This window comes from Luteitalea sp. (assembly GCA_009377605.1).
GTDB lineage: Bacteria > Acidobacteriota > Vicinamibacteria > Vicinamibacterales > Vicinamibacteraceae > WHTT01.
This window is the reverse complement of record WHTT01000116.1, coordinates 1-15,070: the sequence shown is the minus strand read 5'-3', so window position 1 is coordinate 15,070 and position 15,070 is coordinate 1. Positions and strand designations below refer to the sequence as shown.

The following is a 15,070-nucleotide window of genomic DNA, read 5'->3' as shown; positions in this document are numbered from 1 at the left end:
CGAGGAGCTCGCGCACGGAGGCCCCCTTCCAGTTGCGTGTCCTGAGCGCTCCGACCGCGACGTCGGCAACGTCGCGCGCCGCCACCATGGGTATCGCCAGGTCTGACGTGAGCCATCGCCCTAGTCCATCGCGATCCCACGCGGCATTGGACGGTCGCATCGCTCGCGAGCGTAGTTGGGATGTCGCGATCCGCATTCGCGGCGCGCTTCACGGACTTGGTCGGTGAACCTGCGATGCACTACGCAACGCGGTGGAAGATGCACGCGGCGGAGATGTGGCTCGTCGAGGAGGATCCGCCGCTGGCGGAGCTGGCCAGTCGGCTCGGCTACAAGTCGGAGGCGGCGTTCAGCCGAGCGTTCAAGCGGTTCATCGGCGTCTCGCCCGGCGCCGCTCGACGGCGCGCGCAGGTCGCGCGGCTGCACGCACCGCTCCCGCACGGAATATGAATCGCGCGAGAGCGGTTACTTCTGACCCGCCTCGATGGCGAGTCGGTCGTCCACTGGGTTGGCGCGTTCTGCATATACGTTGGCTCACCCCGCTAGTGATCCCGCTTACACCATTCGGTACAGTCGTCAGTATGACTTCTGAGTTTGATTCCGTCATACAGACCGAGCATCACTCCTCACCTTTCGCCGCGCGGACGTCCGTGTCTCGCGCGTATGCCGCCGGATCGCCGTCGGCCGATATGCAGCCATTCTCGATCGAACGGCGGGCAGTTCGTCCGACGGACGTCAGGATCCGGATTCTCTACTGCGGCGTCTGTCATTCCGATTTGCATCAGGTGCGCAACGAGTGGAGCAATGCGCTCCCGACGCAGTATCCCTGCGTCCCAGGACATGAAATCGTCGGCCGTGTCGAAGAGATTGGCAGTGCAGTGACGCGGTTTCAGGAGGGCGATCTGGCCGGCGTCGGCTGTCTGGTCGATTCGTGCCGGACCTGTGCAAGCTGCAGTGAGGGTATGGAGCAGTACTGCGAGAATGTGGCGACCTTCACCTACAACAGCGCCGATCCGCACCTCGGCGGCGCCACCTATGGCGGCTATTCCGACAGCATTGTCGTAGACGAAGCCTTCACGCTTCGCATCTCGGACCGGCTCGACCTCGCGGCGACGGCGCCGCTGCTGTGCGCTGGCATCACCACGTATTCCCCGCTTCGCCACTGGCAAGTCGGGCCCGGTCAGAAAGTGGGAATCGTCGGCCTTGGCGGCCTCGGCCACATGGGCGTCAAGTTCGCGCACGCGCTCGGCGCGCACGTCGTGCTCCTGACTTCGTCGGTGGGCAAGCGCGCCGATGGTCTTCGCCTTGGCGCAGACGAGGTTGTCGTATCTCGGAACAGCGACGAGATGGCGACGCATGCGAATAGCTTCGATTTCATTCTCGACACCGTCTCGGCCGCCCATGACGTGAACGCCTACTTGTCGCTGCTCAAGCGAGACGGCACGCTCACGATGGTCGGCGCGCCGGAAGCGCCGCTGCCGACGTCGGCGTTCTCCCTGCTGTTCAATCGGAGGAGCTTTGCGGGCTCGATGATCGGTGGCCTTCGCGAAACGCAGGAAATGCTCGACTTCTGCGCCGATCATGGCATCACGGCCGATATCGAGCTGATCCGAATTCAACAGATCAACGAGGCTTTCTCACGGCTCGTGAAAAGCGATGTGAAGTACCGCTTCGTCATCGATATGGCGTCGCTGGTCTAGCTGGAGGAATCGCATGAACGCCGTCACTCAACGAACGTTTGGTGGTCTCGTCAGCCTTCAGCACAGCACGTGGAATCGCAGCACGCTGTGGGCTTGCGCGCGCGGACGAAGCCGCTGATGACCTTACCCGCCGCCTCTGGCGCGATCGCATCCACGTCGATGCCCTCCGCGGCGAGGAACGCACGCGCGTCCTCGAGGTCGTAGATACGTGTCGGCTCGATGTCGACTTCGTCGAAACCGGCGGCCCTCAGCTTCTCGCGGTAGCCGTTCTCCGTCAGCGCTCCAGCGATGCAGCCTACCCAGAGCTCCATGGAGCGCCGCACCTGGGATGGCAATTCGCCGCGCACGACGACGTCGCTGACGGCGAATCGACCGCCCGGTCTCAGCACACGAAACGCCTCGCGGAGAACGCGGTCCTTGTCGCCGGAGAGGTTGATCACGCAGTTGGAGATGATGACGTCGACGCTGGCGTCTGGCAGCGGGATCTGCTCGATATCGCCTCGAAGGAACTCGACGTTCGTGAGACCGCTCTTCTGCTTGTTCTCCTCGGCGAGCGCGAGCATCTCGTCGGTGGTATCGAGCCCATACGCTTTGCCGGTCGGTCCGACACGCCGCGCTGACAGCAGGACATCGATGCCTCCGCCGCTCCCGAGATCGAGCACGACCTCACCCGGCGTCAGCTCCGCGAGCGCAGTCGGATTGCCGCATCCGAGCGACGCCTGCACGGCCGCTTCCGGGAGCTCACCGGTCTCATTCGCACCGTACAAGTTCGAGGTGATGGGATCACAGCACTCAGGTTGCGAGGCAGAGGTGCCACAACAGGCGCTCTCCTCGCCGGCCGCCACGCGACGCGCTGCCTCCCCGTACTTCGTCCGGACCGCCGTCTTCACATCTTCCATGATTCGCCTCCTACCGTATCTGCTGATTGCTCCGGTCAGTTGCTACTGACAACAACCGGCCCTGGCTACATCCTGAGCGGAGTCTGGAGGCCCGCTCCGAACCTATCCTTCTGGTCCGCAACAGGCCGCCGGGCCGCAGCTACCAACGCTCGTCCCCGATAGGAACCGAGCTTCCGCAGCGCGCGTGAAGCGTCGAATGACCTGCGTGACGCCCTCACGGATCGCGGGATCCAAGTCCTGCAACAACGCCTTCTGCTGCTCGACCAGGTCAGCGGTAATCCGTTCGTACAGCCGCCGTCCCGCGCGGGTGACCACCAGCGCCGCGGCTCGGCGATCGCCCGACTCTCGCCGCGGCTCGACGTAACCCTTGCGGACGAGCGCGCCGACCACGCGGCTCGTGGTGCTCTTGTCGAGATACAGGCGGTCGGCCAGCGCCCCGAGGCGCAGCGGGCCGTGCTCGCTCAGCGCTTCGAGCGCATAGCACTGCGTCACCGAGATGTCATGGCAGCAGATGCAGTCCCGGTCCCGAAACTGATAGACGCGGACCAGATCCGACACCGCCGCATGCAGCGCCTCCGCATGGCGCTGTAAGCTGGCGTCGCTGCGCTTGGCGTCGTGAACAGGTGGTGCAAGCGTCGAAGCCATTGTCAGTAGCAACTATATGAGATGTGGCAAAGCGCGTCAACCCCCCCAAACGCCTCACCTCGGACTAGGAGACCGGCTCGGCATCACACGCTGCCAGTCACGCCATGCGTCTTGAGGACCCGTAGAATCTGGACGTGTGTGGGTAGCTCGATCAGAAAGTCCGCATCTCGCGCGAGGTGATGCACCTGCATCGGATCTCCGCCCGTGAAGGCACTCATCGCATCGATGTTCGCCCAGTACGAAATCGTCATGAACTCGGTGTCGTGCTCGTGATCCTCACGAAACGTCTGCACGCCCAATGCTTTACCGATGAGCGGCTTGATACCGACTTCGTAGTTGTATGCCTCGTATTCGTCGGCGCGCTCCCGCGGCGTGCGCCCGCGCCAGATGCGCGCAATCGGCGGCTTCACTGCGCCTGCACTCATGCGAAGCTCCTTCTTGCCGAGTCTCAGGAAAGCCCGTTTCATGTCGCCAGCCCGCGCTCGAGTCTGCCACCTTCTGCTCCTAGCACGATAGCGTGCGCCAGTGGTTTCTCATTCCACGAGCCGTGGTCGATGGCAACCACAGTAGCAGGAGCCGTCAACGTCGCGAAGGCGGGCGCAACATTCCCCACAAGGCAGGACTCGTCACACTGCTGTCTTCCTCCCGTAATCCCTTCGACACATCCGTCGAGTAGCGTCCTACCCTCGGGCGCGGGCTGGCATAGCCCACCCCGACGCGAGAGACCGCGGCGGCGCGTGCCGTGTCCTGCTTGCAGGAAGGAAGGGAACGGACGATGACGAGGATCGCCATCGGATTGCTGTGTGCTGGACTGGCCGGTTCTGTGACGTCGGATATCACTCTAGGGAAGGGGAGGCGCGAGAGTAGCTTTCATCGTGTCGGCACCCTTGCGAACTACCGGAACAATCCGAACATCACCGACGAGACGGTCTCCGAGATCGTCGCCGCGACGGCCGATGGCAAGACCCTGATCTACACCGACGGTCCGCGCGGCGAGGTTGGCTTCATCGATATCACGAATCCTGCGAGCCCCCTCCCCGCGGGCAGCATCATTCTCGACCCGACTCCTGCGGACGACGTTGTTTATGAGCCCACGTCCGTGGACGTCCTCGGCAACGGATACGCGCTCGTCGCCGCAAACACGAGCCAGTCGGTGTTCGATCCGAGCGGCAGTCTCCTCGTCATCCACATCCCGAGCAAGACGGTCGTCTGGGAAATCGATCTCGGCGGTCAGCCAGACTCGATTCAAATCAGTCCAGATCGCAGGTTCGTGGCCGTCGCGATCGAGAACGAGCGAAGTGAGACGCTCTGCGTCGGCGGTCGTGAGAACGGCCTCGACGTGGTAGAAGACGACGATTATGTGTCGGGCGTGAACACTACCGAAGACCTGTGCGAAGAGGCCTCGGGTGTGGTCGGCGGCTTGCCGCAGACGCCCTTCGGCAATCCTCCGGGATACCTGACCGTGATCGGGATCACCGGTCAGAACCCGGCGGCCTGGATTCGCCATGACGTTGCTCTAACGGGCCTGGCGGAGTACGCGCCAGAAGATCCGGAGCCGGAGTTCGTCGACATCAACCATCGCAATCAGGCAGTGGTGACGTTGCAGGAGAACAACCACGTCGTGATCGTGGACCTCGCGCGGCACCAAGTCATCAATCACTTCCCGGCCGGCGTTGTCACGCTCAACGGCATCGATGCCACCGAAGACGACGTCATTGCGCTCGCCGATGCGCTTGCCAATGTTCCGCGTGAGCCAGATGCCGTTGCATGGATCCCAGGCGGGTGGGGCCACCTGAACATCGCCACCGCCAATGAGGGCGACCTCTTCGGCGGCAGTCGTGGCTTCTCGATCTTCACTCCGGAAGGGGCTCTCGCCTTCGACAGCGGAGTCTCGCTCGAGGAGCTCGCAGTTCGGCACGGCCACTATCCGGAAAGCCGGTCGGAGAACAAGGGCACGGAGCCAGAAGCCATCGAGTACGCCCGGTTTCGTGGCCAGGAGTACCTCTTCGTTGGGAGCGAGCGCGGTAGCTTCATCGCCGTCTACCTGCTCGACCGCTTCGGGCGGCCTCGGTTCACGCAGCTCCTTCCTGCGCCGCTCGGACCCGAGGGGCTCCTCGCTATCCCGCACCGCAACCTGCTGGTGGCGTCTGGCGAAACCGACGATCCCTCCTTCGGCGTACGGTCGACGGTGATGATTTACGAGCTCACGCGCGAGGCGCCAGAGTACCCGCAGATCGTCTCGCGCGACAGGGCGGGCTCGCCGATCCCATGGTCTGCACTCTCAGGAATGACCTCGATTCCCGGGCGGCCAGATACTATTCTCGCGGTGTGGGACTCGTATTTCAGTGAGAGTCGCATCTTGGCCATTGACGTTTCAAGCAAGCCGGCCGTCATCACTGGCGCACTGACCATCCAGAACGGGAGCGGCAACTACGATCCCGAGGGCATCACGGTGGCGCCGGATGACACGTTGTGGATCGCAAGCGAGGGCAACGCCAGCGACAGCAGACAAAACCTTCTGATCCAGACCGACCTCACAGGTCAGGTACTCACCGAGATTGGCTTGCCGACAGAAATCCTGGCCTGCCGCGCCGCATCCACCAACCGCACAACGCTCGGCTCCGGTTTCGAGGGGGTCGCTGTTCTTCGAGGCCGGCGTGGCGCGTACCGTCTCCTCGTCGCGCAGCAGCGCGGCTGGGACTACACGACTGGGGAGTGCGAAGACTTGGACGACGATGGCGGGGGCCTCAACGTCGGCGGCGAGCCGAATTGGACCCGTATCTGGATCTACGATCCGCAGAGCGACAGCTGGGATTCCCTTGCTTGGGAGCTCGCGCCAAAGCCGGCCAATGCCAGCTGGGTCGGCCTGTCGGAAATCACCGAGACGCCCTCGGGCGAGTACCTCGTGATCGAGCGGGACAATCTGACAGGCGACTTCGCGGAGCTCAAGACACTGGCAAGGGTCGACCTCCCAGCCACTGCCGACCGGCTGATCAGCCACACCGAGAAGGTCGTCTACGATCTGCTTCCTGATTTCGCAGCGACCAACGGATGGATGACGGACAAGCCCGAAGGGGTTGCAGTGACAGCGGACGGCCATACCTACGTTGTGACCGACAACGATGGTGTCGACGACTGGTCCGGCGAGACGTGGTTTTTCGACCTGGGTCCGTACTGGTGGCTCTTCCGCTGACAGATAGGGCTTCACGCGTTGTCTGCGAGCGCGGCGGCAATGTCGAAGGTCCCATCAACGACTTCCACGAAGTTCCGTTCTTCGCGAACAATGAGGCGTTGTGCCTGTGCCATGGCGAAGTTCTTGCGCGCGTCCGGATCGGTCCTCAACCTATTCCGGTATGCCTCGTACGAAGCGAGACTGTCGAAGGCGATCAATCCCCAAGCCACGTTGTTCGTGCCTTCATGCGGCAGGAAATACCCCACGAGATGGCCGCCGCATCGAGGGATGATGCGGCCCCAGTTCTCGGCGTACTCCTTGAATCCCTCTCGCTGAAACGGATCGATTTCGTATCGGATGAAACAAGTGACGGTCATTGTCGCTCTCCTCGTGCGTGGTCTGCCGGACGAATCGCCATCGCCCTGTCCAGGCAGCCACGAAATGCCCGCCAGGCCCAATGACAACCGCATCACGTCGCGCCGACTCGTGTGCTCCATTGCATCCTCGCTCTCTTTGCCGCTGGACGGTTCACGCGAACAGCTCCCGCCATGCCGGCACTCGGCGGCCGCGCCACATCGGGCCTTCGCGCACGAACGTCCACTCGGGGTTCTTCTTCAGGTCACGTAGCGCCGCAACGACGGCTTCGAGTGTTGGCACATCGGCGTCGGCGCACTCGAAGTAGTTCACGAAGTCGTAGGCCTCCTCCGGCGCCGGCTGCACCTCGCTCTTGTAGGTCCGCCGCATGATGCTGGGGATGCCTGCGGCCGCCGCGAGCGCGTGTCCTTCGTGCACAATCTGCCCCTGCGCGTCGTACCGCGGCAGAAAATAGGTGTGTCGCTCCATCCAGTCCTTCGCCCACCACTCGGGGGTCTTGCTCATCGGGATGAGGAAAGCATTCGGCATGGCCCGGCCCGACTGCTGGACGACCTGGTGCGCGTAGGCGAAGTCGTGCATGGCGTTGCCGGTGTAGATCGTTGGACGGACGACGCCGCGGAGGACGCGGGGCACGATCGACAGGACCAGCAGGCGCGCCAGCTCGCTGCAGAAGGTAGCGCAGGCTAGCGCTTCTTCGAGGCCGCCTTCGCCTTTGGGCGCGCGACGACCTCATTCGCGCGGAACTTCGCGATACCTTCGATCCTGTACGAGATCAGTTCTTCGGCTCCCGGTACGGCCTTGCGAATGGTGCTCCGCACGCGCTTGAGCACGCTCTGCACGGGTCGTGGGAAGTCCGCAATGTACTGGTCTATGTCCTTGGGGTAAGTTCGGTCGATCTTCATCTCATTCCCCTCGTTCTGAATCACCCAACGTCGTGTGCCTGGACGTCATTCTTCACCGACTGGTCGCGAGATCAGACCGGCCACCGAGAATCGATCGGCGGCTTGGAGGCTTGACCGCGTAGGAGACCCTCAGGAGGCTCGCGGCTGTCAACGAAGCGACCCGACGAGCTCCTCCAGCTGATCCATCGTCTCGCGCATGCCGTGCTCCATGCCAGACGCGAGGATAGCGTCGCGCACTTCCTTCGACGGACAGCGGCTGCGCGACACGAGGTGCGTCTTGCCCCCCTGCTCGTCGAACGTGACCGTGACGATGAGCTCGGCATCCCCCGGTTGCGCGCCGGAGGCCGTCGGCTCGAAGATCTCTGTGTAGACCAGGCGAGAGTACGGCAAGACCTCGGTGTACTTACCCGAGAACGCGAATTCCTTGCCCGTGTCGAGCCGGAGGACGTAACGGTACTCGCCGCCGACGTGGATGTCGGCGTCGCAGGTCACGACGGAGACGCCGCGCGACCTGGGCGCCCACCAGCGGCTCACGTGCTCGGGCTTGGTCCAGGCGTCGAACACGATCCGCGCCGGCGCGTTGAACGTGCGCGCGATGACGATCTCGCGATCGCCTTCGAGCTCCATCGATGTGCGGTTCTTCGAGGCCGGATCACTTCCTTCTCTTGCGACCATCGGACGTCTCCTTCCCTTTGAGCTCTTCGATGAGCTCGTCCAGCTCGTCGAAGCGCGCATCCCAGACTTGGCGATAGCGCTCGAGCCACTCGTGAAGTTGGCGGAGGGGTTCTGCGCGCAGCCCGTAGAGCCGCTGTTGGGCGCGCGGTTGCACGGCGACGAGCCCGGCATCTTTCAGCACACGCAGATGCTTCGACACCTGCGGCTGGTTGAGGTGAAGGCGCTCGCCGATGTCATTCACTGGGCGGGGTCCCGAACGCAGCAGCTCGACGATGCGAAAACGGTTCGGCTCCGCAAGAGCAGCCAACGTCTCGATCACGGCTGCTAATATGCCTCACTATTCATATTCCTGTCAAAGCATTTTATGGGATGCGTCAGGTCAATGTATCGCTGAAGCGCGTCTTTCAGAGTCTTCGTGAGTCGACCGTGATCACCAGATCGTCTCGACCTCGAACCGTGCGATGTTCGGATCGCTTGTCGCGATTGGCATCTGCTCTCGGTCGCCCTGAGCTGCGAGCATCCGGTCGAACGGATCGCCGTGCTCCTGGGGCCAGGAGCCGGCCCTCTCTGCGTGTGCCAACGTCACCGGTAGAAGCTTGAATCCCTGCCCGATACAGTATGATTCGACTGACTCAGGACCTGTCCATTTCAGCGTCCCGAGTCGCACCTTCGTGGCGATCTCCCAGCCGCTGGCGGCGCTCACGAAGACCCGCGTACGCTCATCCTCGATGAGGCGCCTGACCTTCCTGCTCAGCGCCTTCGTGTTTGCAGCCCACCATAGGAGAGCGTGTGTGTCGAGCAGGACTCGCGTGTGAAGCACGCTACTCTATTCCTCGCCACGCCACTCCGATGGCAGCGGCTCGAAAAACGTCTCGGTGATCTCGACGAAGCCGCGGAGCGTCCCCGCCTGCCTCTTCGGCTGGCGACCCGGCAGCGGAACGAGACGCGCATACGGCTTACCGTGCTTGGCGATGATGATTTCTTCACCGGCATGCGCTCGGTCGAGCAGGCGGGACAGGTGGGTCTTTGCCTCGTGGACGTTGACGCTCGTCATACCGCTCATTCTAGCGACGGAATATGACTAAGTCAATGAACTAAGTCATCTTATCTCATTCCCTCGCCAGATCGGACAGGTGAATCGCGAGCGACACGAGTAAGCCGATGACCCGGTTCCTCCCCGCTGCCTCGCCGATCATTTGCGACTCCTTCCGGGGTTGGGTTGCTGCGCACGCCTCTTGATCGCCTTCTCCAACTGGCGGACATCGTCGAGCGTCAGCTTCCCCGCCTCGGCGAGCTGCGCCATCATCGGTTGCGCTTTTCCGCCGAAGAAGCTCAGTATCTCGTCGAGCAGCCGGTGTCGTGCGACGTCACGGGGAACAATCGGCTCGAAAATGTGCGCGTTGCTGATTTTTCGTATCCGCCGTACGGCCTTCTTTCCTTCCAACCGATAGACCGTCGTCTGAATGGTGGTGTAGGCCGGACGAGGCTCTGGAAACGCCTCCTGGATCTCGCGAATGGAGGCGTTGTCCCGCGCCCAGAGGATCTCCAGGATTTGCAGCTCGAGCTTCGTGAGCTTCGCGTGAGTCATGAGTCTCCTACTATCCGTCGTCAAGATCTACTATGAAATAGTAGATCTGTCAACGAACCAGGAGTTGCTGCACACCCCATTCACTCGCTCCAGGTCTGGACAGGCTGGCCTGCATCGCATTCACCCTGCCAGAGCGACTGTCGCATTCGTGGGCGTGCTTGGACGGCACTCGTGGGTGACGATGCCGGTGAATACGCCCCTCCCCGGACCGCCAGCAGCGAAATCAGACACGGCTGCGTTCTTGACAGAAATGATTCCTTGCGACAACATCCCATCAAGCATCTATGGGACGAGCACAGTCGGGCGAGCTGCTCCAGGGCACGCTACCGTTACTCATTCTCCGGGTTCTCGCACCCACGTCTAATCATGGGTTCGGGATCGCACGGCGGATTGAGCAGATCTCCAAAGATGTCTTGCGCGTCGAGGAAGGATCGCTCTACCCGGCCCTGCACAAGATGGAGCTCGAGGGGTGGATCGAGTCCGAGTGGCGCCTCACCGAGAACAACCGGAAGGCGAAGTACTACAAGCTCACGCGGGCGGGTCGCAAGCAGCTGAGGCATGAAACCGGGCGATGGGACGCGATCGCCGCCGCCATTGCGGCGATTCTGCAGGAGGCGTAGAGGCATGCCTGCCTGGATGACACGAGGCCGGTTACGGATACGCGCTCTCATTCGGCGCCACCACGATCAGGACCTGCAGGACGAACTGCAACTTCACCTGAACCTCCTCGAGGACCATCACCGTGCGCAAGGCATGACCCAGGCGGAGGCTCGAGCTGCCGCACGTCGTCAGTTCGGCAACGCGACGCAGATCAAGGAGCAAAGCCACGATCTCTTTGCGTTCACGTTCTTCGAGGACTTGTTTCGTGATGTCCGATTCGCAGCCAGGTCGCTGCGAAAGTCTCCGGCGTTCACCGCCGCGGCGGTTCTGACGTTGGCTATCGGAATCGGCGGTAACACGGCCATGTTTTCGGTGATTCACGGCGTGCTGTTGCGACCGCTCGATTACCCCGACCCCGACCGCTTGGTGTACATCGCAAGGGACAACCCAGACGAGGGTACCGACAGCCGTTTCTCGTTGGAGCGACTGGAAGTCGTGAGGGGCATGGCCCAGTCTTACGCGGGCCTTGGCGCGTTCCTTGCTCATCCAGAAGACGTGACGCTCTCTGGCAAGGGCGGTCCGGAGGCACTGAAGGGAGCGCGCGTTTCTGCCAACTTCCTGGACGTCTTGGGCGTAAGGCCAGCATTGGGCCGAAGTTTTCTCGCTGAGGAAGATACGGTCGGCGGCGCGCCTGTGGCGATGATCAGTGCCGAGTTGTGGAGGCGGCGGTTCGGAGGTGATGCGTCGCTGGCGGGCAAGACCGCCAATCTCAATTCAACGGCGTACACCATCGTCGGCGTACTTCCCGCGGCATTTCAATTCCCGTTTCCGGCGGTCGACGTTTGGATGACTCAGCCAGCCGAGTGGTCCAATTTGGAGCCCTCATTCCGACGGTGTTGCTCCCCGTTGTTGGGATTTGCTCGGTTGAAGCCAGGGGTCACGCTCGAACAGGCACGCTCGGAACTGAATGTGCTGAACGAACGGTACGCCACGGCTTATCCGAACAAGAACGTCTACACCGGACCTCTACGATTGGCACAGCTGAAGGATCAACTGACGAAGAACGTGTCCACGATGCTCTGGATGCTCTTGGGCGCCGTCGGCTTCGTGCTGTTGATCGCCTGCGCCAACGTGGCGAGCCTGTTGATGGCGCGGGCGACGTCTCGGTCCCGCGAGTTCGCGATCAGGACAGCGCTAGGTGCGGCGCGGGGGCAGCTCATCCGACAGCTCCTCACCGAGAGTCTGCTGCTGGCGACGGCAGGCGGTGTGTTGGGTGTGCTCTTGGCCTGGTTCTCGTCCAGCGTCATCACGACAATGACGGTCTTTGATCTACCGCGTGCCAATGAGATTCACATCGACGGCATCGTGCTCGGATTCACCGCGGTGCTCTCGATCGCGACGGGCGCCTCGTTTGGAATAGCTCCGGCGTTGCAGATTATCCGGCCGCGTGTCGTGGACATGCTGCGCCAGGCCGGTGCTGCCAGCACAGGAACACCTGGGAAGCGTCGAATCGTCGGCATCAGCACGTGGGGGATGCTGATTATCGGCCAAGTTGCGTTGTCGATGGTGTTACTCGTGGGTGCTGGCCTGATGATCAAGACCCTCGCGAGACTGGCGAGTGTCGATACGGGCTTTCGCCCCGCGGGCTTACTGACGATGCGGATTCCCTTGCCGATGACGCGCTACGACTCGCCTGAGAAGCGAGCGGCATTCTTTGAAGAGTTGGTGCGTCGAGTGGAAACTGTACCCGGCGTGCGCGGTGCCACAGCGGTGCGCACGCTGCCAACAGCGCGCGGTCAGCTTGGAACCAACCTACAGATTCAGGGACAGGAGATCGCAGAACCAGGTCACCTGGGGATCGGCTTGCAGACGATTACACCCGGTTATTTTCGGGTCTTGGGGGCGTCTCTTCAGCGCGGACGGGAATTCACGGCCGCTGACAACACGCGGAGCGCACCGCCCGTCGTAATTGTCAACGAAAGCTTCGCCCGCCGTTTCTGGCCGGCCTATCCCGGCGGCGCGGACCCGATCGGCAAGCGGATCACCGTGCCAATTCTCGAAGCCGGTCCCCTCGAGATCGTGGGAGTCGTGGCGGATGTGCACGAGCGCGCATTGACCCGCGACACCGAGCCTCGGTTTTACATCCCCAAGATCCTGTATCCGCCGCAGGTAGGGTACTTGGCGGTTCGTACGCAGGGCGACCCGTTGCTCTCTGTGAACGCCATTCGCGCCGAAGTGCTGGCGATCGACCGCGATCAGCCGGTTGCGGATATACGAATGATGGAGGAGATATTCGAGGCGTCGGTGGGACCGCAGCGCCTCGTGACATGGCTCTTGGGATTGTTCGCAGGCACCGCGCTCTTGCTTGCCGTGATTGGCATCTATGGCGTCCTGGCTTACTCGGTGGCACTGCGTACCCAAGAAATTGGCATTCGTCGCGCGTTGGGCGCACAGCCGAGCGACATTTTGGGAAGCGTGCTGCGACGCGGTCTAGTCTTGGTGCTTGCGGGCGTGACGCTGGGTATTGGCGGTGCGTTCGCATTGACCAGAATCATGACCGGGCTGCTCTTCCGTACTAGCCCCAGCGATCCGGCGACGTTCGCGAGTATCGCGTTGCTCTTCATCATCGTCGCGCTGGCGGCCAGTTGGCTTCCTGCCCGGAGAGCGGCAACCGTTGATCCAATGCGCGTGTTGAGGTAAACGATCGCAGCCAGTAAACGCCTCCGCATGTGTTCCGAGGACGTTTGCGATCTTCGCTCGTTGATTACTCTTCCACGAAGCGCTTCAGCCGGTCGAGCGCGCTGTCCCACTGTGCAGAGATCGTGTCGAGCGTGCGCCGCGCCTGTTCGAGCTGATGCGGCTCGAGCTCCCAGATGCTCTCACGACCCATCCGCGTGCCGCGCACCAGGCCCGCGCTCGCCAGGACGTGCAGGTGCTTGGTCACCGCCTGACGCGTGACGCTCGCGCCACGCGCCAGGCGTGTAATCGACATCGGGCCATCGGTACAGAGGCGGCTGACCAACTCGAGCCGCGTCTGGTCGCCGAGCGCAGCGAAGACAGGCACCGATCGCGCGAGCTGAGCGCTGCTCGCCGCCGTGCGATGCCGCTTAGTCGACATGCTTTCTGATGTTCTCCATCTGCGCGGCCCAGCCTTCGTCGTTGCCGCGATAGGCGCCCGCGCGCCGCGCCAACGGGATCGCGTTGAATCCCGACTCGACCACCGTCAGCAGGATGCCGCCTTCGACTTCTGCGAGCTCGAAGGTGACCAGGGTGGTCGGCTCGGCCGAGTAGTCCACTTGCGGATCCATCGGATTGGGATGCCAGCGCCACGAGACGAGACGCTCCGGCTCCACACCGTTCGATCGTGATGTCGAACATGAGATGTTCGTAGTCCTTGTGTGTCACTGGACCCCGGATGTGCGCACCGGGAGCGATGACACCCGACAACCTAGTGTGGTGTCTCCGAAATAGCTTGGCATTCGGCCGCCGCTGCATCGGCGCCCTCGGTGCACAAGCTATTTCGGAGACACCACACTAGCGCCGAACCATTGTCCCAGCTCCCCGGCGTCGGTCAGGGCGCGCCAGATGCGGGAACGCGGCGCGTGCAGCAAGACTTTCTTCTCGATCCGATCGGATACCGTCGTTGTGCTCATGGTCACGTGCAACCTCCTGGTTGCATTCTAGCGTGCCTGGCGACGATCTGCAACTGACGGGTTGCACATAGGAGCAGGGTGGCTGGAGTGTGTTTGATCGGTCTTCATCTCATTTCCTCGTCTGAATCATCCAACGTCGCGTGCGCGGACAAAGTTCTTCACTAATGGACGCCGGGCTGGATGAGACGGGCGCTGCCATCCTGGCAGAGCTGAAGGCCGCGGGCGTGGAGCCCGGACGGGTCCCGGCTGTGCTGATCCGGGGCGGGCTCAGGACGGGCATTACTCATCTCTTGGGCTGCCGACGTGCTCGACCGTGCCCGCCCGGACACCCGTCAGTCGCACGGCTTCCGATCCTCCATTGATGCGAATCGTCGCGGCGTCGAGGTTCCCGAGAGTGGCGTCGCCCACGGCGTGCGCGGCGGCCGCTGGGCCGGACGCGGAGTTGAAGCCGACGTAAATGGCGCCGTACCGACCGCCATCAATCTCGAGCCCTTGGAGCGGTCCCCAGAACGCCACCGGGGCGTCGGTGGCCACGTTGATGAGTCGCACGCGCCGATAGGTGTTGACCGCACGCTCGGCCGCCGGTCGCGCACTGGCGAAGACCGCGAACGCGCCGCCGATCTTCCGGAACGTCACATTGCGCAATTCCACATCGCTCGACTGGTTGATGTGGTCCGCCGTGTCGTGGTTGCGCATGCCGACGCCGTTCCCTGCCACGTTCTCGACGACGGCATCCTGAATCAGGACGCCGTCGACGCCGTCTTCAATCTCGAACGCATTCCCGTCGACGGCCGCTCGAGGTGCGTCGCGTGCCACGACCTCCACGAACGACGTCTCTTTCGTGATCCCGCCCGATACGAGGTC

General features: G+C 62.8%; 16 protein-coding genes and 2 pseudogenes. 5 read left to right on the top strand and 13 right to left on the bottom strand.

Annotation, left to right across the window (positions count from 1 at the left end):
* Positions 1 to 111: 111 nt before the first annotated feature.
* Together GEV06_25330 and GEV06_25325 are read left to right on the top strand one after the other, a co-directional pair.
* Positions 112 to 447, top strand: a pseudogene (locus GEV06_25330) (helix-turn-helix domain-containing protein).
* Positions 448 to 578: 131 nt separating this feature from the next.
* The gene (locus GEV06_25325; GenBank protein ID MPZ21191.1) at positions 579 to 1,697 is read left to right on the top strand and encodes an alcohol dehydrogenase catalytic domain-containing protein; all 1,119 of its coding nucleotides are present in this window, start codon (positions 579 to 581) and stop codon (positions 1,695 to 1,697) included.
* Positions 1,698 to 1,747: 50 nt separating this feature from the next.
* Here the strand turns inward: GEV06_25325 and arsM are convergent, their stop codons facing one another.
* The 3 genes from arsM to GEV06_25310 form a co-directional block, all read right to left on the bottom strand.
* Entirely contained in the window at positions 1,748 to 2,596 is an 849-nt protein-coding gene (gene arsM / locus GEV06_25320; GenBank protein ID MPZ21190.1) for an arsenite methyltransferase, read from the bottom strand.
* A 102-nt stretch (positions 2,597 to 2,698) separates the two neighbouring features.
* Positions 2,699 to 3,241 (bottom strand): MarR family transcriptional regulator, encoded by a 543-nt coding sequence (locus GEV06_25315; protein MPZ21189.1) that lies wholly within the window; start codon positions 3,239 to 3,241, stop codon positions 2,699 to 2,701.
* Positions 3,242 to 3,324: 83 nt separating this feature from the next.
* On the bottom strand, positions 3,325 to 3,666 hold the full coding sequence (locus GEV06_25310; GenBank protein MPZ21188.1) for a hypothetical protein: 342 nt from the start codon (positions 3,664 to 3,666) through the stop codon (positions 3,325 to 3,327).
* A gap of 350 nt (positions 3,667 to 4,016) precedes the next feature.
* On the opposite strand from GEV06_25310, the gene GEV06_25305 reads away from it, so the two are divergent.
* Entirely contained in the window at positions 4,017 to 6,434 is a 2,418-nt protein-coding gene (locus GEV06_25305) for an esterase-like activity of phytase family protein (protein MPZ21187.1), read from the top strand.
* Positions 6,435 to 6,445: 11 nt separating this feature from the next.
* Here the strand turns inward: GEV06_25305 and GEV06_25300 are convergent, their stop codons facing one another.
* The 8 genes from GEV06_25300 to GEV06_25265 form a co-directional block, all read right to left on the bottom strand.
* Positions 6,446 to 6,790 carry an NIPSNAP family protein gene (locus GEV06_25300; GenBank protein ID MPZ21186.1) on the bottom strand — a complete coding sequence of 115 codons (345 nt, stop codon included), beginning with the start codon at positions 6,788 to 6,790 and terminating at the stop codon, positions 6,446 to 6,448.
* A 151-nt stretch (positions 6,791 to 6,941) separates the two neighbouring features.
* Complete coding sequence (locus tag GEV06_25295; GenBank protein ID MPZ21185.1) at positions 6,942 to 7,421, bottom strand: hypothetical protein; 480 nt, start codon at positions 7,419 to 7,421, stop codon at positions 6,942 to 6,944.
* A 50-nt stretch (positions 7,422 to 7,471) separates the two neighbouring features.
* Positions 7,472 to 7,690: a hypothetical protein gene (locus tag GEV06_25290; protein ID MPZ21184.1), complete on the bottom strand. Its 219-nt coding sequence runs from the start codon at positions 7,688 to 7,690 to the stop codon at positions 7,472 to 7,474.
* Positions 7,691 to 7,837: 147 nt separating this feature from the next.
* The gene (locus GEV06_25285) at positions 7,838 to 8,317 is read right to left on the bottom strand and encodes an ATPase (protein MPZ21183.1); all 480 of its coding nucleotides are present in this window, start codon (positions 8,315 to 8,317) and stop codon (positions 7,838 to 7,840) included.
* Between the two features lie 25 nt (positions 8,318 to 8,342).
* Entirely contained in the window at positions 8,343 to 8,684 is a 342-nt protein-coding gene (locus tag GEV06_25280) for a metalloregulator ArsR/SmtB family transcription factor (GenBank protein ID MPZ21182.1), read from the bottom strand.
* A 111-nt stretch (positions 8,685 to 8,795) separates the two neighbouring features.
* A complete protein-coding gene (locus tag GEV06_25275; protein MPZ21181.1) occupies positions 8,796 to 9,185 on the bottom strand; it encodes a PIN domain-containing protein in 390 nt (129 codons plus the stop codon).
* A 6-nt stretch (positions 9,186 to 9,191) separates the two neighbouring features.
* Entirely contained in the window at positions 9,192 to 9,428 is a 237-nt protein-coding gene (locus GEV06_25270; GenBank protein MPZ21180.1) for a type II toxin-antitoxin system prevent-host-death family antitoxin, read from the bottom strand.
* Positions 9,429 to 9,557: 129 nt separating this feature from the next.
* Positions 9,558 to 9,953: a BlaI/MecI/CopY family transcriptional regulator gene (locus tag GEV06_25265; GenBank protein MPZ21179.1), complete on the bottom strand. Its 396-nt coding sequence runs from the start codon at positions 9,951 to 9,953 to the stop codon at positions 9,558 to 9,560.
* Between the two features lie 284 nt (positions 9,954 to 10,237).
* Between GEV06_25265 and GEV06_25260 the strand changes: the two genes are divergently transcribed.
* Positions 10,238 to 10,573, top strand: a complete 336-nt coding sequence (locus tag GEV06_25260) for a PadR family transcriptional regulator (GenBank protein ID MPZ21178.1) — start codon at positions 10,238 to 10,240, stop codon at positions 10,571 to 10,573.
* A 133-nt stretch (positions 10,574 to 10,706) separates the two neighbouring features.
* Positions 10,707 to 13,253, top strand: a complete 2,547-nt coding sequence (locus GEV06_25255) for an FtsX-like permease family protein (GenBank protein MPZ21177.1) — start codon at positions 10,707 to 10,709, stop codon at positions 13,251 to 13,253.
* A gap of 64 nt (positions 13,254 to 13,317) precedes the next feature.
* On the opposite strand, the gene GEV06_25250 is transcribed toward GEV06_25255, so the two are convergent.
* Positions 13,318 to 13,671 carry a metalloregulator ArsR/SmtB family transcription factor gene (locus GEV06_25250; GenBank protein ID MPZ21176.1) on the bottom strand — a complete coding sequence of 118 codons (354 nt, stop codon included), beginning with the start codon at positions 13,669 to 13,671 and terminating at the stop codon, positions 13,318 to 13,320.
* Positions 13,661 to 14,206: pseudogene (locus GEV06_25245) on the bottom strand (vanillate O-demethylase oxidoreductase VanB). Before GEV06_25245 ends, GEV06_25250 begins: the two are co-directional and overlap by 11 nt.
* Between the last annotated feature and the right edge of the window lie 864 nt (positions 14,207 to 15,070).

What these genes read in the sequence shown, in the direction of transcription:
- GEV06_25325 (MPZ21191.1), top strand. Translation starts at nt 579, where the DNA reads ATGACTTCTGAGTTTGATTCCGTCATACAGACCGAGCATCACTCCTCA.
- arsM (MPZ21190.1), bottom strand. Translation starts at nt 2,596, where the DNA reads ATGGAAGATGTGAAGACGGCGGTCCGGACGAAGTACGGGGAGGCAGCG.
- GEV06_25315 (MPZ21189.1), bottom strand. Translation starts at nt 3,241, where the DNA reads ATGGCTTCGACGCTTGCACCACCTGTTCACGACGCCAAGCGCAGCGAC.
- GEV06_25310 (MPZ21188.1), bottom strand. Translation starts at nt 3,666, where the DNA reads ATGAGTGCAGGCGCAGTGAAGCCGCCGATTGCGCGCATCTGGCGCGGG.
- GEV06_25305 (MPZ21187.1), top strand. Translation starts at nt 4,017, where the DNA reads ATGACGAGGATCGCCATCGGATTGCTGTGTGCTGGACTGGCCGGTTCT.
- GEV06_25300 (MPZ21186.1), bottom strand. Translation starts at nt 6,790, where the DNA reads ATGACCGTCACTTGTTTCATCCGATACGAAATCGATCCGTTTCAGCGA.
- GEV06_25290 (MPZ21184.1), bottom strand. Translation starts at nt 7,690, where the DNA reads ATGAAGATCGACCGAACTTACCCCAAGGACATAGACCAGTACATTGCG.
- GEV06_25285 (MPZ21183.1), bottom strand. Translation starts at nt 8,317, where the DNA reads ATGGAGCTCGAAGGCGATCGCGAGATCGTCATCGCGCGCACGTTCAAC.
- GEV06_25270 (MPZ21180.1), bottom strand. Translation starts at nt 9,428, where the DNA reads ATGAGCGGTATGACGAGCGTCAACGTCCACGAGGCAAAGACCCACCTG.
- GEV06_25265 (MPZ21179.1), bottom strand. Translation starts at nt 9,953, where the DNA reads ATGACTCACGCGAAGCTCACGAAGCTCGAGCTGCAAATCCTGGAGATC.
- GEV06_25260 (MPZ21178.1), top strand. Translation starts at nt 10,238, where the DNA reads ATGGGACGAGCACAGTCGGGCGAGCTGCTCCAGGGCACGCTACCGTTA.
- GEV06_25255 (MPZ21177.1), top strand. Translation starts at nt 10,707, where the DNA reads ATGACCCAGGCGGAGGCTCGAGCTGCCGCACGTCGTCAGTTCGGCAAC.
- GEV06_25250 (MPZ21176.1), bottom strand. Translation starts at nt 13,671, where the DNA reads ATGTCGACTAAGCGGCATCGCACGGCGGCGAGCAGCGCTCAGCTCGCG.